The sequence below is a fragment of the Streptomyces sp. NPDC086989 genome (assembly GCF_044745505.1).
Lineage (GTDB): Bacteria > Actinomycetota > Actinomycetes > Streptomycetales > Streptomycetaceae > Streptomyces.
In genome coordinates this window covers 388,108-405,787 of the sequence record NZ_JBIVAL010000008.1, presented here as the reverse complement: position 1 = coordinate 405,787, position 17,680 = coordinate 388,108, and the positions used below count along the sequence as shown (strand labels likewise).

The 17,680-nt window shown below is 70.3% G+C and carries 20 protein-coding genes and 1 pseudogene; 10 read left to right on the top strand and 11 right to left on the bottom strand.

Annotation, left to right across the window (positions count from 1 at the left end; translation table 11 throughout):
* Positions 1 to 522 precede the first annotated feature (522 nt).
* On the top strand, positions 523 to 714 hold the full coding sequence (locus tag ACIPK4_RS22175; RefSeq protein WP_402315112.1) for a hypothetical protein: 192 nt from the start codon (positions 523 to 525) through the stop codon (positions 712 to 714).
* A gap of 220 nt (positions 715 to 934) precedes the next feature.
* On the opposite strand, the gene ACIPK4_RS22170 is transcribed toward ACIPK4_RS22175, so the two are convergent.
* A complete protein-coding gene (locus tag ACIPK4_RS22170; RefSeq protein WP_402315110.1) occupies positions 935 to 1,798 on the bottom strand; it encodes a helix-turn-helix domain-containing protein in 864 nt (287 codons plus the stop codon).
* A 103-nt stretch (positions 1,799 to 1,901) separates the two neighbouring features.
* Between ACIPK4_RS22170 and ACIPK4_RS22165 the strand changes: the two genes are divergently transcribed.
* Both ACIPK4_RS22165 and ACIPK4_RS22160 read left to right on the top strand, forming a co-directional pair.
* Complete coding sequence (locus ACIPK4_RS22165; protein ID WP_402315108.1) at positions 1,902 to 2,612, top strand: SDR family NAD(P)-dependent oxidoreductase; 711 nt, start codon at positions 1,902 to 1,904, stop codon at positions 2,610 to 2,612.
* A 142-nt stretch (positions 2,613 to 2,754) separates the two neighbouring features.
* Positions 2,755 to 3,636, top strand: coding sequence for an aminoglycoside phosphotransferase family protein (locus tag ACIPK4_RS22160; protein WP_402315106.1), 882 nt, complete (start codon positions 2,755 to 2,757; stop codon positions 3,634 to 3,636).
* Positions 3,637 to 4,197: 561 nt separating this feature from the next.
* Here the strand turns inward: ACIPK4_RS22160 and ACIPK4_RS22155 are convergent.
* On the bottom strand, positions 4,198 to 4,482 hold the full coding sequence (locus ACIPK4_RS22155) for a hypothetical protein (protein ID WP_402315104.1): 285 nt from the start codon (positions 4,480 to 4,482) through the stop codon (positions 4,198 to 4,200).
* A 202-nt stretch (positions 4,483 to 4,684) separates the two neighbouring features.
* Positions 4,685 to 5,008, bottom strand: a complete 324-nt coding sequence (locus ACIPK4_RS22150) for a hypothetical protein (protein ID WP_402315102.1) — start codon at positions 5,006 to 5,008, stop codon at positions 4,685 to 4,687.
* An 861-nt stretch (positions 5,009 to 5,869) separates the two neighbouring features.
* On the opposite strand from ACIPK4_RS22150, the pseudogene ACIPK4_RS22145 reads away from it, so the two are divergent.
* Positions 5,870 to 6,375: pseudogene (locus tag ACIPK4_RS22145) on the top strand (transposase); the annotation flags it as partial.
* 27 nt (positions 6,376 to 6,402) lie between these two features.
* Here ACIPK4_RS22145 and ACIPK4_RS22140 read toward each other — a convergent pair.
* Together ACIPK4_RS22140 and ACIPK4_RS22135 are read right to left on the bottom strand one after the other, a co-directional pair.
* Positions 6,403 to 6,888 carry a hypothetical protein gene (locus tag ACIPK4_RS22140; RefSeq protein WP_402315101.1) on the bottom strand — a complete coding sequence of 162 codons (486 nt, stop codon included), beginning with the start codon at positions 6,886 to 6,888 and terminating at the stop codon, positions 6,403 to 6,405.
* Positions 6,889 to 7,029: 141 nt separating this feature from the next.
* Complete coding sequence (locus tag ACIPK4_RS22135; protein WP_402315100.1) at positions 7,030 to 7,479, bottom strand: SRPBCC family protein; 450 nt, start codon at positions 7,477 to 7,479, stop codon at positions 7,030 to 7,032.
* 313 nt (positions 7,480 to 7,792) lie between these two features.
* Here ACIPK4_RS22135 and ACIPK4_RS22130 point away from each other — a divergent pair, with 313 nt between their 5' ends.
* Complete coding sequence (locus tag ACIPK4_RS22130) at positions 7,793 to 8,218, top strand: DUF6003 family protein (protein ID WP_402315098.1); 426 nt, start codon at positions 7,793 to 7,795, stop codon at positions 8,216 to 8,218.
* Positions 8,219 to 8,285: 67 nt separating this feature from the next.
* Here ACIPK4_RS22130 and ACIPK4_RS22125 read toward each other — a convergent pair whose 3' ends face one another.
* A complete protein-coding gene (locus ACIPK4_RS22125) occupies positions 8,286 to 9,314 on the bottom strand; it encodes a GlxA family transcriptional regulator (RefSeq protein WP_402315096.1) in 1,029 nt (342 codons plus the stop codon).
* A gap of 202 nt (positions 9,315 to 9,516) precedes the next feature.
* Here ACIPK4_RS22125 and ACIPK4_RS22120 point away from each other — a divergent pair, with 202 nt between their 5' ends.
* From ACIPK4_RS22120 to ACIPK4_RS22100, 5 genes are all read left to right on the top strand, one after another.
* Complete coding sequence (locus tag ACIPK4_RS22120) at positions 9,517 to 10,323, top strand: S1 family peptidase (protein ID WP_402315094.1); 807 nt, start codon at positions 9,517 to 9,519, stop codon at positions 10,321 to 10,323.
* Positions 10,324 to 10,478: 155 nt separating this feature from the next.
* Positions 10,479 to 11,447, top strand: coding sequence for a GlxA family transcriptional regulator (locus ACIPK4_RS22115; protein ID WP_402315092.1), 969 nt, complete (start codon positions 10,479 to 10,481; stop codon positions 11,445 to 11,447).
* Between the two features lie 891 nt (positions 11,448 to 12,338).
* On the top strand, positions 12,339 to 12,899 hold the full coding sequence (locus ACIPK4_RS22110) for a GNAT family N-acetyltransferase (protein WP_402315090.1): 561 nt from the start codon (positions 12,339 to 12,341) through the stop codon (positions 12,897 to 12,899).
* A 21-nt stretch (positions 12,900 to 12,920) separates the two neighbouring features.
* Entirely contained in the window at positions 12,921 to 13,070 is a 150-nt protein-coding gene (locus tag ACIPK4_RS22105; protein ID WP_402315088.1) for a hypothetical protein, read from the top strand.
* A 172-nt stretch (positions 13,071 to 13,242) separates the two neighbouring features.
* The gene (locus ACIPK4_RS22100; RefSeq protein WP_402315210.1) at positions 13,243 to 14,055 is read left to right on the top strand and encodes a DUF998 domain-containing protein; all 813 of its coding nucleotides are present in this window, start codon (positions 13,243 to 13,245) and stop codon (positions 14,053 to 14,055) included.
* Between the two features lie 250 nt (positions 14,056 to 14,305).
* Here ACIPK4_RS22100 and ACIPK4_RS22095 read toward each other — a convergent pair whose 3' ends face one another.
* The 5 genes from ACIPK4_RS22095 to ACIPK4_RS22075 all read right to left on the bottom strand — a co-directional run bounded on the left by ACIPK4_RS22095 (position 14,306) and on the right by ACIPK4_RS22075 (position 17,361).
* On the bottom strand, positions 14,306 to 14,506 hold the full coding sequence (locus ACIPK4_RS22095) for a hypothetical protein (protein ID WP_402315086.1): 201 nt from the start codon (positions 14,504 to 14,506) through the stop codon (positions 14,306 to 14,308).
* A 5-nt stretch (positions 14,507 to 14,511) separates the two neighbouring features.
* Positions 14,512 to 14,649 carry an Imm21 family immunity protein gene (locus tag ACIPK4_RS22090; protein ID WP_402315084.1) on the bottom strand — a complete coding sequence of 46 codons (138 nt, stop codon included), beginning with the start codon at positions 14,647 to 14,649 and terminating at the stop codon, positions 14,512 to 14,514.
* A gap of 293 nt (positions 14,650 to 14,942) precedes the next feature.
* The gene (locus tag ACIPK4_RS22085) at positions 14,943 to 15,281 is read right to left on the bottom strand and encodes an STAS domain-containing protein (RefSeq protein ID WP_402315082.1); all 339 of its coding nucleotides are present in this window, start codon (positions 15,279 to 15,281) and stop codon (positions 14,943 to 14,945) included.
* A complete protein-coding gene (locus ACIPK4_RS22080) occupies positions 15,278 to 16,558 on the bottom strand; it encodes a PP2C family protein-serine/threonine phosphatase (protein WP_402315081.1) in 1,281 nt (426 codons plus the stop codon). Before ACIPK4_RS22080 ends, ACIPK4_RS22085 begins: the two co-directional genes overlap by 4 nt.
* Complete coding sequence (locus tag ACIPK4_RS22075) at positions 16,558 to 17,361, bottom strand: alpha/beta fold hydrolase (RefSeq protein ID WP_402315079.1); 804 nt, start codon at positions 17,359 to 17,361, stop codon at positions 16,558 to 16,560. The genes ACIPK4_RS22080 and ACIPK4_RS22075 overlap by 1 nt, the downstream gene beginning before the upstream one ends.
* Between the last annotated feature and the right edge of the window lie 319 nt (positions 17,362 to 17,680).

Below are 17,680 nucleotides of genomic sequence, written 5' to 3'. Positions count from 1 at the left end.
CCGGCCGCCTCGCGGATACCCGCGGAGGCTCGGGCCTCATTCCTGATGGCGGCCCCGCGACGCACTCGGCGCCCCCGAGACCGAACGCGGTCAGGGCTTCCCGCGTCGCCCTCTCGGAGGACCGCCGTGCCTCTCGTCCTTCGCCACCTCCGCCAGCAACTCCTGGCAGGCGGTGGTCCAGATGTCCGTCGCGGGCAGGCTCACCTCGTTTGGGAGTACCGCTGACTACGTGCCCAGCCCTTCATGGGATCCGCGCTCCAGGGCGGTGCGGGCAGGCGGGTGTGGTGCGGGCAGGTGGGGGCGGCGCTCGGCATGCGCGGGGTGGAGGCTTGCGGCCCGACCCCCGTCTCGGTCCCGGATCGCCGGGGGAAGTGCGGAGTTCCTTATGCCGCTTCCCAGACGAGCGTCGGCTCCTCGGTGGTCATCGGCGAGGTCGCCAGCGCTTGGCGCCGAGACGGAACGGGTGCCGGCCGCGGCCCGACGACGCGGCCCTGGACGCCGCCCACACGCCCGCGACACCCCGTGGAGCACGTCCAGCGGCCCGGACAGGTTCCCGTCGGCGTGCAACGCCGCCGTCACCCGTTCCAGCGCAACGGCGTCGCCGGTTTCGAGCAGATCCTCGCGGATCTGCTCGACATGGGTGCACACGTAGGCCAGAGCGGCGCGCGTGCGCTCGGCTGCCTGGCCGCGTCGTCGGCCATCGAATCCCCCTGAGAGACGGTCCCGACGTTTCCGCGACGGGCCGGACCCAGGAGAGCCTGGCCGGGACTCGGCCTCGGGCTTTTGGGCCAAGCGGATCGGACGAGTCATGGCAGAACAGGGCGAGGCGGCCGCGGCCGTGCACCCGGGCTCGAGTGGTACGGCGCTACGGCATCGGCCTTGCCTCAGGCGAGTACTTCCACGCCCCCTTTTCCAAGGAGCTGCCGGACTCGTCTCAGACACGCTCGACGGCAAAGGCCGTCACGGCCTTGGTGCCCATGGCTGACAGGAGGTCGAACTGGGCGGCCGTTGCGGTTCCCGCCGGCGCGGAGAGGACGGCGATGCGCAGGTCGTTACCGGGGATGGTCAGGGTGTCGCAGTCGACGGTGACAGGCCCGACGTCGGGGTGGTGGACGGTCTTGCTGTCAGTGGTGTGGAAGCCGACGGTGTGGGACGCCCACACGTCGTCGAAGCGGATGCTGGCGCTACGCAGGTCGGTGATCAGCGATCTGAGCGGCTTGTCCTTGGGGTAGCGGGCGGCAGAGGAGCGCAGGTCGGAGACGAGTGCGGTCTCGAAGCGCAACTGCTGCTCGGGGGTGTGGGTGACGCGGGTGGGCCGATCGGTGAAGTGCCGCCAGGCAATGTTGGCCTCGCGGCCGCGCCATGGGGAGGGGTCGCCCACGAGGGCGGCCCACAGCGGGTTCCAGGAGATGAGGTTCCAGGCAGCGTCGTGGACGCTGAGCGGGGTGGTGCGCAGCTGGTCGAGGAGGCGCTGGACGCTGGGCGGGACGTGGGCGGAGATCTGGCCGGGGCCGGCCGGAGCCTGGCCGGCGAGCAGATGGAGGTGGTCATGTTCGGTGCCGGTCAGGCGCAGGGCGCGGGAGAGGGCGGCCAGCACCTGTGGAGAGGGTGAGGTGGCGCGGCCCCGTTCGAGGCGGGTCACGTAGTCGACGGACAGGCCGGCGAGCTGGGCGAGTTCCTCGCGCCGCAGCCCAGGTGCGCGGCGGACACCGCCGATGGGGAGGCCAAGGTCTTGGGGGCGGGTACGGTCGCGCCAGTGGCGCAGGGCCTGACCTAGGGCTACGGGGTCGTCGTTCACGCATCCATTCTCCGTCGGAGGGGCGGAAACAGCCTGGTACTGGCCGACCCCCCGCTGAGGAGAGCTCTCCCCCGGTGTTTCCGTGGCGTGCAGGCTGAGTGCCATGACAACAGTCACTGTGATCACCGGGGCCAACAAGGGCCTTGGGTACGAAACGGCCCGCCGTCTCATCGAGCAGGGTCATACCGTCTACGTCGGCGCCCGAGACGCTCATCGCTGCGAGCAGGCCGCCAAGGCCCTCGGAGCCCGACCGCTGCTGATCGACGTCACCGACGACGCGTCCGTGGCCGCTGCCGCTGCCCGGGTGCGTGTCGAGGGCGGGCGGTTGGACGTGCTGGTCAACAACGCGGGCATCGCCGGACCGTCCGCGGCCGCCGGCCAGCTGACCGCGGCCGACCTCCAACAGGTTTTCGACACCAACGTCTTCGGCGTGGTGCGCACCACGCGTGCCTTCCTGCCCCTGTTGCAGGAGGCTGCCCGGCCCACGATCGTGAACGTCTCCAGCAGCCTGGGCTCACTTGCGGTCAATGCCGACCCGGCCGCCCACACCAGCATCCTCACCGCGTGGGCGCCGCTGCTGGCCTACAACTCCTCCAAGGCCGCGCTGAACATGCTGACGGTCGTCTACGCACAGGCGTTCCCGCAGATCAGCGTCACCTCCGTCGACCCCGGCTTCACGGCGACGGACCTCAACGGCCACCAGGGCACCCAGAGCGTAGAGGAAGGCGCCGCCGTGATCGTCGCGGCTGCCACCGCCGGCTCCGGCCAGCCGAGCCCGGCCTTCTCCGGCGCCACCGGCCCCGTGCCCTGGTGACCCGCCCGGCTTCCCGCCCCGACCGCAGCCCGATCTCGGTTTTGCGGGCTGGAAAACCGGTCGACAGGCGGGGCTGGTCGCGATGGGATGGTCTGGACCATGTAGCGCCCGTCGTCGTGCGGGCCGGAACCCGGAGCCGCGTGTGGGGACCGTCGACAGCAGGCCCGCCATTGACACCGCGCTGGTGCGCCGGCTCGTCGACGCGCAGTTCCCGCAGTGGGCGGGGCTTCCGCTGGAGCGGGTCGAGCCGGCCGGGTCCGATCATGTGGTCCACCGCCTCGGGAGGGAGCTGGCGGTGCGGCTGCCGTGCCACCGGGATGCCGTCGGCCAGGCGGCCAAGGAGCTGCGCTGGCTCCCCCGGCTCGCCCCGCGGCTGCCGCTGGCGGTGCCGGTGCCGGTCGCGGTGGGCGAGGGCGGAGCCGAGTACCCGTGGCCGTGGGCGGTGTCGCGCTGGATCGAGGGTGAGACGGCGACGGCGGCGGGGCTCGGTGATTCGGTGCCGGCCGCCCGGAGCCTCGCCGGGTTCCTGACGGCGCTGGCGGCCTGCCCGACGGACGGCGGGGGCGAGGGCGGGGGCGAGGTTCGGGCTCCGCTGGCGGAGCGGGACGCCGCGACGCGGGCGGCCATCACCGCGCTGGCCGGGGTGTTCGACGCCGGGGCGATGACCGCGCTGTGGGACGCCGCCCTCGCCGCTCCGGCATGGGGGCGGGCCGCGGTGTGGTGTCACGGCGACCTGCACACCGGGAACCTGCTGACGGCCGGGGGCGAGCTGAGCGCGGTCATCGACTTCGGCGAGCTCGGTCTGGGCGATCCGGCCTGCGACCTGATGATCGCCTTCACCCTGATGTCGGCCCGCAGCCGGGCCGTGTTCCGCACGACGCTGGGAGTGGACGAGGACACCTGGACGCGAGGGCGGGGCTGGGCGCTGGCGACGGGCCTGAACGCCCACGTCTCGTACGCCGCCACGAGCCCCCGCGTCGCCGCGCAGACCGCCCGCCAGATCACCGCGGCACTGGCGGGTTGACGACTTCGCAACCCTCTCCGGAGGGGGACGAGGACACCGTCCGGCCCGGCAGGACCGTACGGGAGAAGCGCCCGGCGACCGCGGGTTCGGCCCGCCCTCCGATCACCTGTCGGGGGCCGGCGACGACGGGCCGCCTGCGGGACGGCCGCCGGCACCGACCACGGCGCGGTCCGTGTCGGCGGCCGCCCCGGCCAGCCCGGCGGTACGGCGTCCGGATCGGCCTCCGCGGCGCGCCGAGGCTGTGGGCGGCGCCCGTGCCGCCGCCGCGTTTTCGGCAGTGCCCTGCAAGCTCACGGGCGCCGCCGGAGTCATGGTGAACACGACGGTCCTCGGCGGGGCCCTGCTGCGCTGCCGCCGTGCGGGCAAGGGCCCGGGGCGCTATCACGGTCGGCGCTGCCGCATCGGAGAGCGCCCGGCACCCCACGGCTCAGGTGTGCCGTCGCCGGGCCGGTGCCCAAACCCTCCGCCTGCCGGCGACGGCCACCTCACGACGGCCGGGGCGCCGCCCCGCCTTCGTACCGTGGCCAGTGTGGCTTACGACAGCACGCCGCGAGCCGGGGCTCAGTCGAATCGCACACAGATTGCCACCGGCAGTCTCGGCGACCAGGTTTCGGTGGTGTAGTCGTATGCCTGGGCGTAGCCGTTGTTGCCGGGGGCGCAAGGAGCGGAGATGTTCGTCTCCAGGTAGGCGGCCCCGCCGGGGACCCCGGGGTTCGTCTTCGCGATGACGTTCCCGTTGTACCTGATCTGTCCCGAGTTGTACTTGACGGCTATGTACACCTTGCCGCCGAGGGTGAAGTTACCGCCCCCGATCTTGAGATGCCCCCGGTAGGTGTACTGGAACAAGTAAAGGCCTTGCGGCGCCTTTTCCGGACTGCTTTGAGTCGACCCGGCCGGGCTGACCAGGCCCGCGGGCGCTGCGCCGGCCGGCGAGGCCGCGAGGCCGACTGCGGCCAGTGCTGTCGCGCTCAACGCGAAACGTCGCGCCCAGTGGGATGTCCCGCGCGGATGCGTGCCCATGACTGTTCCTTCCAGGGGTTCGAAACCGTCACCACGGCCGTGCGTTCAGGTAGATCTGCGGGGACCACCGGGTGCAGGACGACCTACTCAGGGCGCCGCCGCGGTTGCACGCCTGGACGACGAAGTTGTAGTCACCAGCCTCGGCGGTGATGGTCCACACTTTCCTGGGCCCCCCGGCCAGTTCTTGTTGTACCCATCGGCCGGAAGTGGGGGACACGTAGCGGATGTTGTAGTGCGTGGCGTTGTAACCGCCGTAGTAAACTCTGACCACATCGCCGCACGAGTCGAGTTGGGCACCGAGGTAGGGGCTGTTCCCGTAGGCGAAACGGGGCGGCGTTCCTCCGGTGTTCATGCCTCCGCCCGGTGCCGTACCGTCCCGGAAGAAACATCCCTTCTGCAAGTCCGCCAGCTGCCCGGAGGCATTGACCAAGACCTCGGCAGTCGTATTTTGCACCGTCCCCGGTCCGGCCGCTGCGGCGTCGGGCGCCACGACTATGCCGGAAATCAGGACGGCTGAGGTAACTGCCGTTATCGCGTTACGCCATGTCAAGATACTCATGGTTCTACTCCGAATAGGGAGGGGCAGCTCCGGCTTGGTGGCGCGTTCCGGCCGGCTGCAGTAGTGGTGCGAGGCGGTGGTCCAGAGCCTTTGACGTCGGCGGCGTCCACCCTCCGCTGCCCGGCGTGCTGCCCGCACTCGCCGTGGGAGACCACAGTTCCAAGCTAAGCCGGGCAGGTGCTCACCGCCTGCCGAGCCGACTCGGACTTCCGGAGCGCCCGCTTGACATGGGGAGGGCGCGGCCGCCGTGGAGGCTTCGGGGGCGAAATCGGTGGTCATTTCAACCGCGCACGGGAAGGACGGCGCGCGTTGTCGACGTACGGGAAGCGCGTGTGGCCTCCGGTCACCCTTTCGGTGCGCGCCTGCACCGAAAAGGCCCTCTTCCCCCTTGTGCTGACCGAAAACGGCATCGCGACACCGCGCACCGACTCATGGCCTGCTGGACCCGCCGCGATCGGCAACTGGCAAAAGGGGCGGACGGGCGACAGGACCGTCGGCCCCGCGTGGCCCTGGCTGGTGCGCAGGCTGGATCCGGGAGGAGCTCGGGGAGCTTGGGGACTTCAGTCGCTTGAGCTGACCACCATGTCCATGTTCATGCGTGCGGAGCCGAGCAGGGTGTGGCTGTGCTGGCAGCCTCGTGAGCTGCTGCGGCCCGTCATCCCGGGCACCGGCACCCTCGACGTGGTCATCCCGTCCCTGGCCCGCTCACTCGCGCCGTCCACGAACAACCCAGGGCCCTGGAGGCCCAGGTCAGCCAGCTCTTGGTGGCCCACCCTGTTTCCCAGGCCTGACGTCGCTGCCCGGCGGCGTCAGGACCGTCGCCGTCCTTCTGGTCACCGTCGGCGACGGCACCAGCTTCCCCACCGCTGGCCACCTCACCTCCTACGCAGGCCTCGCCCCGGCCACGAAGCAGTCGGGAACCTCGATCCACGGCGAACATGCCCAGAGGCGGAAACCGGCAGATCAAACGCGCGATATCCCTCTCCGCGTTCGCCGCCCTGCACGACCACGCTTCCTACTTCGACCGCTGCCGGGCCCGCGGCAAGACCCACACCCAGGCCCTCCTCCGCCTCGCCCGCCATCGCCTCAGCGTGCTGTGCGCCATGCTCCGCGACGGAACCTTCTTCGAGGCACGCGGCCCCCACGCGTCGGTTGCATGAACCAGCCCACAGACTGGTCGGTTCAGATCAACACCTCGTGCCGTCTGCCCACGCCGAGATTTCTTCGGCACCGCGGCGGACAGCTTCTTCCTGGTCTCGGGCGAGCTTCCGGCAGGTCGCTGCGACGCCGTCTGGATCCACGAGCGCGTCATACACCCCGGTCTTCAGCCAGTCAGCGTGGTTGTCGTCAGCCTCGGCAACCGCAAGGGCGATGAGTCTTACGGCCGCCATCGTCCCCACCTGGGCCAGGGCCTCGGCGGTCTGTCGAGTCACCGCCGTGTCCTCGACATCCAGCAGCAGCCCCACCAACGCTTCCGCAGCCTCAGGCACATCAGCGAAGAAGGCAAGGTCACGCCCGGCACGAGCACGTTGCTTCCACGAAGGAGACGACGCCTCAGCCAAGGCCGCCTCCCACCCACTCATCATCTCTTGCACGACCCGACGATGCCATGCTCCACGAAGAAGATCGAACCTCGGGGCGCCGAAGCCGCCCACACGCTTGACGAAGAACATAGAGGCACCCCGACCCCCGATACGCCGACGGCTGGCCCTGTCTCGGGGGATGAGCCCCCTCTTCACGCCGCTTCCCGGGCCCCGGGAAGCGGCGTGAGGAGCTGGGGAGACTGGTTCACCCCGACGAAGGTGTGCGAGGGGTCAGACCTGGCCGCGCCAGGCTCCCGTCTCACTGCCGCGGTCCTCGATGTACTCCTTGAACCGCTTCAGGTCGCCGGTGATCTGCCGCTTGACGAAACCCAGTTTGTCGCCGACGTTCTCCGCGAAGCCGTCCGGGTCGTAGTCGAGCTGCAGCATCACCTTGGTCCTGTTGTCGCCGAGGTGGTGGAAGGTGACGACGCCGGCCTGCTTCACCTCGCCGCCCCGAGTGGTCCAGGCGACGCGCTCGTCCGGGATCTGCTCGGTGATCTCCGCCTCGTACTCCTTGGTCACCCCGCCGATCTTCGCGACCCAGTGAGTCATGGTGTCGGTGCGCTGCTCGATGCGCTCCACGCCCTCCATGAAGTGCGGAAACGACTCGAACTGCGTCCACTGGTTGTACGCGGTGCGAACGGGGACATCGACCTCGACCGACTCAACGACCTGCGACATGAAGCGTCCTTCCTCTCACCGGCCGGAAGCGTGCCTCCGGCCGTACCCGGGGAGCCGTTCCCCTGCAAGCGCCCCTGCCCGCGTTCGGCCCGTCCATGACCCCCGAACAGAGACACCAACGGGCCGTCCGGCGACGCGGGCGCCCGAGCGGCCATGGAGGGTGGAAGCAGCTGGCTGGAAGGGAGGGGAGGGCCGATCGAGGGAGGTGGGCCGTCGTCAGGTCGGTCCGAACGGGTCAGCTTGGTCCCGGGAGAAGGGGGTAGGAGCGGCGCGATCGTATGCAGCTACGGCGTGTCAGGAGAGTGACCCCGCGATGACGGATGACGCCTACTTGTTCCTCGCGTTGAGCACGGACGGCTGGCAGGGAACGCCGCTGGCCCTCGTCGGAGAGCTGGAGTGCCTGGACACCCCGGCCGTCCGTGCCTGGTTCACGGCCCAGAACGTGCGCCCCACATCCGCGGTCGTCCGCGTGGTTCCGCCGGAGCAGACCGGGCTGATCCCGAAGGACGCCGAACGGCTCCCTGTCCCGCTGAGCGAGGAGGAGCTGGAAAGGGTCCGCCGGGCCACCGTCACGGACCGCGTGGCGGACATCGAGGAAGAGCTGCTCGCGTTCCGCGACAGTGAGGACAACCGTGACGGCCTGCTGCGTCGGGCCCTCGCCGCCGGTGTGCCGGCGCACCGGATCGTCGAACTCTCCGGGATCGACCCCAGCACGTTGTCGTCTGCCTCACGGGGCTGAACGCGTCCAGCACGGGCAAGCGCCTGCTCCGTACCGCGATCAGTGTTTCCCGGGAGGCCGCTGTCGTTCAGGGGTGTCGGGCGCTCCCCGCGCCGAGGCGCCTGCTGTTCAACGGCTCCGGGTCCTTGTCCCGATCCGCCCAGGTGAGGTCGGATGCGAGAGAGCGGAAGGCGTTGCGGTAGATGCCGGGAGTGGTGTCGGTGCAGCGATGGAACTGGTGTCGCAGGTTCGCGGGTGTACCGAGACCGGTACGGGTGGCGATGCGTTCGATGGGGTCGTCCGTGCGTTCCAGGAGCCGCTGAACGAGTTGGATTCGGGCGCGGAGCAGGTACTGGAGCGGGCTGAGGCCGGTCTCCGCGCGGAAGCGGCGGGTCAGGGTGCGTATGCCGAGCCCTGTGCGTTCGGCGATGTCGGCGAGGGTCAGCGGATGGTGCAGGTTGGCCTCCATCCACTTGATCACCTCGTCGAGGGTGCCGCCCGAGGAGGCGGGGCCCGTGGCGCAGACTTCGCCGGCCGGAGAGCGGAGCTGGAGGAACGCCTGTCTCTCGGTCTCGATGACCACGGAATCGCCGTGGTCGAGGGCAACCAGATGCAGACAGAGGTCGACGCCTCCCAGGACACCTGCCGCGCTATGGAAGGGCCCGTGTGACACGACGGCGCCGTCGGGGTCCACGTCGATCGCCGGGTGCAGGCGCGCCAGCTCCTCGGTGTGCCGACGGCTGGTGGCAGCGGCCCGTCCGTCGAGCAGGCCCGTGGCGGCGAGGACGAACGTACCGGTACCGATCGCGCCGATGCGGCAGCCGCGGGCGACGGCGGCGTGCAAGGCAGCGGTCACGGCGGGCGCGGGCTCGGCCCGGAAGCCCGCGCAGCCGGGCAACAGCACGGTGTCGGCGTCTTCCAGGCCTTCCAGCCCCCATGGCGTCTCGATGCGGAAGGGAGCGGGGCCGCCCGTGTTCTCGAAGCCCGGCGCGGCGCAGATCCGCAGGTCGTAGTCGACCCACGGGTGGTGCCCGGATGCAGCGGAGAAGACCAGCCCGGGGGTGGTGAGCTGGTGCCCGGGAACTCCGTCGAATGCCAGGACGGCGATCAGCGACATGTCCCGAATTTAGCGGAGAGTGACATCGGAGCGGCTGTTCGGGGCGGGGGCCCGGCCCGCACGATGGGGATCAGTACGGGGCCGGGACGCGAGGGGCCGCCCGGCCCGTACCCCATCCTGCGCCCCTTCCGGAAGGACTCACATGCTTCTTCCCCCCGCCCACCGCCCGACTCCCCCGTCACGGTCCGCACGTTGGCACGGGTTGACGGTGCGAGCCACGGCCGCGATCGGCACGGCCGCCGTGCTCGGGGCGACGCTGATGACCGGCAGCGCGAGTGCCATCGTGAACGGCGAGAATTCAACGGAGCGTTACTCCTTCATGGCCTCGATCCCCCTGTCGATCCCGCTGGAGGACGGGGCGGTACTGAAGGCCGGATGTGGGGCAACGCTGATCGACCGGCAATGGGTGCTCACGGCCGCGCACTGTGTGGACCCGGCACTCGGGGTCACCCAGGAGGGGTTGGTCCGTGTGGGCAGCGAGCACCGCCTGTCCGGTGGCACCGTGCGCAAGGTGGACAAGGTCGTCATGCACCCGGGCTATGCGCAGGGCGAGGCCGGAGCGCCCAACAAGGACGATCTCGCGTTGATACGCCTGGACCGTCCTGTCGCTCAGAAGCCCGTCCGGATCGCGAGGCAGGCGGGCCCGGTGGGCAGCCCCACCCGAATCCTCGGCTTCGGTACCGTCGTCGGCGCCGAGCTCCCGAAGGACTGGGTGTTCCCCGAGCGGCTCCAGCAGCTGGACACCCGCAGGGGATCCGAGGCCGAGTGCTTCGGTCGAGCGGGGGAAACCCGGCTGTGCACGGTGAGCCCCAAGCCGGATGCCATGGCATGCAACGGGGACTCCGGCGGCCCGCAGCTGCAGCGCTCCAGGAGCGGTCGCTGGGAGCTCATCGGTACGACGTCGGGCGACGGTGACAACGACCCCACGTGTGCCACGGGGCCCGGCCTTTACACCAATGTGCCGGTGTACGCGGACTGGATCAACAAGACGATCCACAAGTCCGGCTGACCCGAGGGGGCAGGCTACGGGTTCCCGGGAACCTGGGGACCTGGGGGGCTGGGCAGGAGCCTGACGCCACACCGGCGCCGATCCCGGCCTCCGGCCTCTGACCCCCGTCCTCGTCCTCCGACCTCCGTCCTCCGACCCGGGGCTATATTCCGAAGATGTCAGTCATCGCCGTCCTCGCGCTCGACGGGGTACCCGGCCCTCACCTCACCACCCCCGCGATGGTGTTCGGGGCTGCGTCCCGTCAGCATCCGGGGGTGGAATACGAGGTGCGCCTGTGCGCCGCCCCCGGCCTCCGGATGGTCCGTGCGCCCGCTCCGCTGCCCGTCAGCCTTCCGTGGGGCCTGGACGGCCTCGAAGATGCCGATGTCGTATTGATCGCCGGGCACGCCGGTCACCGTGACGTGCCGCCGGCGTCCGTACGGGCCGCGCTTCACACGGCGGCTGGCCGGGGAGCGCGTATCGCAGCAGTCGGAACCGGTGTGTTCACCCTCGCGGCGACCGGGCTGCTGGACGAGCGTCGCGCGACGACCGGCTGGCGATACACCGGGGACCTCGCGACGCGCCATCCCGGGATCGACGTCGACCCGCTCGGCACCGTGGTCGAGGACGGCTCCTTCCTCACGGCTGCGGGGATGTTCGGCGGACTGGACGTCTGCCTGCGCGTTCTCCACCGTGACCACGGCGCAACAGTGGCGGGCGAGACCGCCCGGCAGCTGATCACACCCCTGCAGCTCGATGCGGACGAGGTCCAGAACACCATCGAACGGGAGGTCCTGGACGGCTCAGGGCTGGAACCGACGCTTCGGTGGCTGAAGACCCGGCTCGACCAGGCCGTGACCCTCACGGAGATGGCCGCCCACGCACGGACCAGTACGAGCAGCCTCACCCGCCGCTTCCGTACCCACACCGGTCGCACACCTGTACAGTACCTGCTCCACGCGCGCGTCTCAGAGGCCCGGCGGCTCCTCACGGAGACGGACCTCCCCGTCGAACAGATCGCCATCCGCACCGGCTTCACCTCACCAGCCGTCCTGCGCCGCCACTTCCGCATTCTGACCGGGACCACGCCCCGCGCCTACCGCCAGGCCCATCGCGCCGAGCCCGCCCCGCAGGCACAGGGATAGCGGGGCATGGCCAACAGTTCGTCGGTGAAGCGTTGCCAGGCGGCCTGGCGGCCTGGCGGCCTGGCGGGAGACGCCGAAGGCGTTGCCGTTCTCGTCGCGGATGTGGGTGCCGGAACCCGCCACGGGCGCCTGCCGAACCGATGTGCAACCGCGGTGGTGGGCGTAGCGTCGTGTCGGCCAGGCCACCGAGTACAGGCATGTCGGGTCGGGGTCAGCGTTACGAACCGGAGTCGGCCGCTGGTGCACGCCGAGGCGAAAGCAGGCGGCGGTGACTGCCCAACTCGGTGACACCCCCAGCTCCCCCTCGCTGCACGGTGGGCGGGGGCGCCGCTGGGATGGGCGGTCCCGCCGACGCCGAGTCGAGCGTCGAGGTGGTCCATCCGGGCCAGGTATCGGGCTCGGTCACAGCCACCCATGAGTCCCCCGCCGGCCCCCAGCCCGCGACCGGGGAGCAGCGGCCAGCAGTGACGGGGCGCACGGCCCGCCGTCCACCGGGGGGCTGGCCACCTCCAAGAGCGCGATGTCCCTGGCGTCGTACAGGGCGCCGTGGTCACCTCGCCATGGTCTTGTAGTCGACGTCCACGGAGCCCACCGGGACCAGCCACCCCAGCCCTGACGGGTGAAGGCTCAGGACATCACCCGGCCCCAGCCCTCACGACAGGCCCACACCGCTGCCCCCGGCACGCCCCGACCAACACAAGGCCGTACGAGCCGCCCTGACAAAGCGCTTTCACGGGAGCCCGGGAGCGAAGCAACCTCCCCTAGGGCAACTTCTTGCCCGTCCGGGCCCCGAAGGGCACATGCTACGGCCCGACCGGGAAGCAGTCTCCGTGTCCGCTGGAACCATAAAGCTGTGGACACGCCTGCGACTGCCGGGCGAGCATCTCCATGATGAACAGCGAAATTCTCCCCACCCCCAAACGCGTCCGTTTCGTCGAGCTCAGCGCGAAGGCGCTGCGGGCGCTCGCCAACGGTGACCTCGCCGGCGGCAGCGCCGAGGCCGGGGTCGCCCTTGACGAACACTTCGTCGGCGACCGGGCCCGCTGGATCTTCGGCTATCGCGCTGACCAGCTCGACAGGGACCCCTCCGCCGCGCCCTGGATCACACGGGCCGCGGTGTCCGAACCGGACGCGGCCGTCGTCGGCGACGCCGGGTTCCACGGACCGCCCGACGAGACCGGCATGGTCGAGGTCGGCTTCACCGTCGTGCCCGGGTACCGCCGCCAGGGCTACGGCCGTGCCATGCTGACGGCCCTACTCGTCCGAGCCGCCGCCGAACCCGGTGTCAGGACCGTGCGGGCCAGGATCCGCGCTGACAACACCGCCTCCCTTGCCACCATCACTGGCTTCGGTTTCACACGCGTCGGCGAGCAGGGCACCGACGGCGACGGGCTCGTCATCGTCTTCGAGGTCCCGGCAGACGCCATCCAGGTCAAGCAGCTCACACCCTAAGGACCCGCTGTTCTACCGGTCGTGGGAGCTTCGGCTTTCGAACGGCCGGGATCGGGGCAGTTCCACGAGGCCCTGCTGCGACAGCTCAAATGGCGGGCTGTCCCGGCGGACTTCGTCCCCGCTTGGACGGCCCTCTACGCGTTCTTCCGCCGCTGGCGCCGCCAGGACTGATCGCCGAGTTCCACCACCGGCTCCAAGCCCGGGTGCTGCGTCGCGCGGCGGCCGCCTGCCCCGTCATCACTCGCAGGGCGCGACCACTGACTCAGACTTCCGCGCCGTTCGCCCTGGCGGAGCTGCGGTCCTCGCCAGCGCCCACCGTTCCATCAGGGAAACTGACTTGGGGATGCCCGGCCGAGGGGGCCTGCCCCACCCCGTTCCGGGGGTTTGCCGGAGTGCCTCACCTGACCGCCGCATGATCGACTGTCCGCACGGCATGTACGGGATGAAAGGCAGGCAGTTGAAAGTCCGGATCGGATACGTGGCATGGGTTGTCGGCGTGGTCCAGTTCTTCGCGGTCCACGGGATAGCCGAGTCGGCGTGGGTGAGACCTTATAGCTGGGCGCGGAACAACATCAGCGACTTAGGCAACGCGCGCTGTGCGCTGCAGCCAGAGCCTGAACCGCGGTACATATGCTCCCCTGAGCACGGCCTGATGAACACTTCGTTCATCACCCTGGGCATACTGCTTGCGCTCGGTGCCGCTATGACGGGTGGTGTCATGTGGCGCAAGAACCGGGCTGCTGCCGTGGCCCGGCTCCTGCTCGCCGGTTCCGGCGTGGGGTTCGTGCTGGCCGGCCTGGCCCCTGCGGACGTCAACGAGAACCAGCACGCCCTGGGCGCCCTGCTCGTCATGGCAGCGGGCAACATCGGTCTCGTGCTCGCGGGGATGGGCATGGCAGAACAGGTCCGCGCCTCACTGCGGTGGGGCACCAGTCTGTTGGGCATCACAGCCATCACGGCTTTCGGGCTGTTCCTCTCGCGCCACTACCTGGGTCTCGGCATGGGAGGCATGGAACGCGTCGCCGCATTCCCGCTCCTCCTCTGGGCCCTGGCCGTCGGCGTTCACGGCCTCGCCGGTCGTGCACGCCGCGCAAACCGAGACGACGCCCACGCAAGCTCCGATCCGGGCCCGCTACCGTCCTCACAACGCTGTTGATCGTATGGGCCGGTTCGCCGCGCGGTGTCGCCCGCGATGCAGCTGACGGCGGTGGTCTGGTACTCCTGGAGAGTTCCGTTATGGATGGTCTAGGCGACTTGCTGGGTTCCCCCCACCGTTGCCGACACTGGACCCACCGGGCCGTCCGGCTGTCCGGCCGATCGAGGGTGCGGCCAGCCTCCGTTACCCGCGGTATCCGGTACCACCACGCCGACACGGGTTCTTGACGCCCGACCGAAGCGCTGCCCGTTCAGGATGCGGCGGGCAGGAGCTGGACCAGGCCGACCCAGTTCTCCTCGTCCACCCAGGTCTGCGTGGCTCGCACTCTCCAGCGGCCGGCGGGCAGCGGGGCTACTGCCTCGGCGGGCATCCCACCGTCGGGGTACTCGATGCCCAAGTCGGGACCCGCTTCGGCGGAGTCCATGAGCACCGCCGGACCGTCCGAACCCACGTGCCTCACTCTTCCCACACCGTGGCGGGGTCTACGAGGACAGCATCTGCTGCGGCGCTCAGTCCGGCCTCGGTTTCGGCCCACCGCAGGAACGCTCGGTGCTCGGGCAGATAGCAACTGGTCGCCGGATCATCCGCCAGCACCAGTGCCTGCGCACCGTTCTCGTCGGGGCCGTCTGGCGTCCCGTGCGCCCTTGGACCGAGGTCACCTGGCCCTGTCGGTTGAGTCGACGTCCACTCAGTCGACCGGGGCCAACCGCCCAAGCCGGCCAGCGATCAGGTCGAAGTCCGTCGGCGAACACCCAGCCGAAGCGCGCGGCCTGGCCGGCCGAGGAGACCGCGCCGGTCGGGGGGGCGGGCAGGTCCCCGCGACGGCCGAGCGCGGTCGCTCGGTCCCGGCGCACATGAGGAACCTCGTGTCCCTACGGTGTAGGCGGTCAGGGCCCGATTGCGGAGTCGGTGTCGGGGTGGAGGGGAAAGACCCGGTCCAGTCCGACGATGCGCAGGACCCGCAGCGTGTTGGCCGGAACCGCGGCGAGTGCCATGTCGGCTCCGGCCGATTGGGCGTGGTTGCGGGCGGCGATCAGCGCTGTGATGCCGCTGGAGTCGCAGAACTGCATGCGGGCCAGGTCCAGGACGAGACGCTGGCCCGGCTTGAGCGGGAGGGTGGTGATGAGGTCGCGCAGGTCTGCGGAGGTGTCGTAGTCGAGTTCGCCGATGACTTCGACCAACAGGCCGGTCGCGGTGTCTCGGACCTCGATGTCCAGCGGGCTCATGCCGGCTGCCTGGAACTGGTGGCGGGGACACCGAGGGCGAGAAGGGCGGTGTCGTCGTCGAGGCCGTCGCCGAAGCCGTCCAGCAGGCCGGTCAGCGCCTTCATGACCGCGGCCGGGGACCGGCCGGCGTGGTCGGTGGCGAAGGCGCGCAGGGCTTCGTCTCCGTACAGGTCGGTGCGGCTTTCGCCGGTGCGGGCCTCGGTCAGGCCGTCGGTGTAGAGCAGCAGGGTATCGCCGGGGCCCATGGTGGTGGTGCCGGGGGCGAAGGGTGCGTCGGGCAGGATGCCGATGAGGAGGCCGCCGGGGGTGGGCAGGAAGTCGGCCGTGCCGTCGGCGCGCAGGACCAGGGCCGGCGGGTGGCCGCCCGAGGCGAGGTGGACGGTGACCTGCCCGGTCTGCGGGTCGACTTCGAGGGTGCCGAAGATGGCGGTGCAGTAGCGGGGGTCGCCGCTGCTGTAGCGCTCGTGAAGGACTCTGTTCAAGGTGGTGAGGGCGGCGACGGGGTCGGGGTCGTGGAGGGCTGCGGCGCGCAGTGTGTAGCGGGTGAGCGAGGTGACGGCGGCGGCTTGCGGGCCCTTGCCGCACACGTCGCCGAGGAAGAAGGCGAAGCGTGTGGCGTCGAGGGGGAAGACATCGTAGAAGTCGCCGCCGAGCCGGTCGGGTGAGGCGGCGCGGTAGTGCGTGGCACTCTCCATGCCGGGTATGGGCGGCAGCGTATCGGGCAGCAACGATGACTGGAGTGCGGCGAGGGCGTCCTGGAGGCGTGCCCGGTCGGCTTCGGCTTGCCGGCGTGCTTCCTCGGCTGCTTTGCGGGCCCGCAGGAGTTCCTCTTCGTAGGCGCGGCGGTCGCGGGCGTCGAAGAGGGTGGTGCGGATGAGCAGCTGCTCGCCCGTGGCCCCGTGCTTGACCGTGGAGGAGACCAGCACCGGCATGCGGACGCCGTCGGCCCTTTTGATCTCCAGGGCGACGCCGCCGATCTCGCCCTGCATGCGCAGCAGCGGCGCGAAATGCGTCTCGTGGTACAGCTTGCCGCCCACGGTCAGCAGGTCGGTGAACCGCATCCGGCCCACCGTCGCCTCCCGGTCCAGGCCCAGCCAGTCCAGCAGCGTCGTGTTGATCTTCGCGATGGTGCCGTCCATCAGCGTGGACAGGTACCCGCACGGCGCGCACTCGTACAGTTCCTCCGCGCTGTCCTCCAACAGCGCGGCGAACGCCGCGTCCGGCGTCTTCTGCCCGTCGGCGTCGTACGGGTCGCTCTGCTGACCGGTGCGGCACATCAACGCAGGCCCGCCAGGAAACCGGTGATCGCTTCGTTCGTGGCTTCGGGTGCGGACATGTGCGGGCAGTGCCCGGTCGCATCGAGGGTGAGCAGTGTCGAGCCGGGGATCGCACGGTGGACGAAGGCGCCGACCTCGCGCGGGGCGATGGCGTCCTGGGTGCAGTCCAGCACCAGGGTCGGCACGCTCACCTCCTTGAGGTCCTCCCGCGAGTCGGACAGGAACGTGGTGCGGGCGAAAACGCGTGCCATCGCCGGGTCGGTGGCACAGAAGCTGTTCGTCAGCTCCTCACCGAGCTCGGGCCGCTCCGCGTTTCCCATGATCACCGGCGCCATCGCCGCCGACCAGCCCAGATAGTTCGACTCCAGCGAATCGAGCAGCTCCTCGATGTCCTGCGCGCTGAACCCGCCCCGGTACCCCTCGTCGTCGATGTACCGGGGAGAGGGCGCAACCATCACCAGCGCCCCGATCCGCTCGGGAGCCATCCGGGCGGCCAGCACACCGATCATCGCGGAGACCGAATGCCCCACGAACACCGCGCCTCGAAGGTCGAGCCCATCGCAGACGTCCACCACGTCCTGGGCGTAACCGGCCAGGGATGCATAGCGTGCCTCGGAGAACGCGGAGAGGTCCGAGCGGCCTGAACCCACGTAGTCGAACATCACCGCCCGGTAGTCCTCAACCAGGGCAGGGGTGGTGAGGCGCCACATGTTCTGGTCGCACCCGAACCCGTGCGCCAGAACCACCGTCGGCCCATGCGGATTGCCGGTGACCGTGACGTTGTTCCTGCGCTGGATATCCATACCGAACAGTCTCTCAGGCCGCACCCACCACTTCGACAAGCCCCCGACTCACCCACACACCTCACCCCAGGCCTTCACGCGTCCCTGAGGAAGTCTTGAGGGAGCGATCCGGCCGTTGCCGGCACAGCCCTCGTTCTCTGAGCGCCGTCGCTGAGGCGCAGCAGGCCGCCCGCACGAGGCCCCACTGCCCGGCCCGGCTCCTCGCCGCGCGGTGCGCGGCCACGGTCCCCTCGGAGTCGACCGGGGCTCCTTGCCGGAGGCGAACAGCGTCGACACGTGGTGGGCCGGGGACGGCCGGGCCACCCCGACCGGGTGTAAC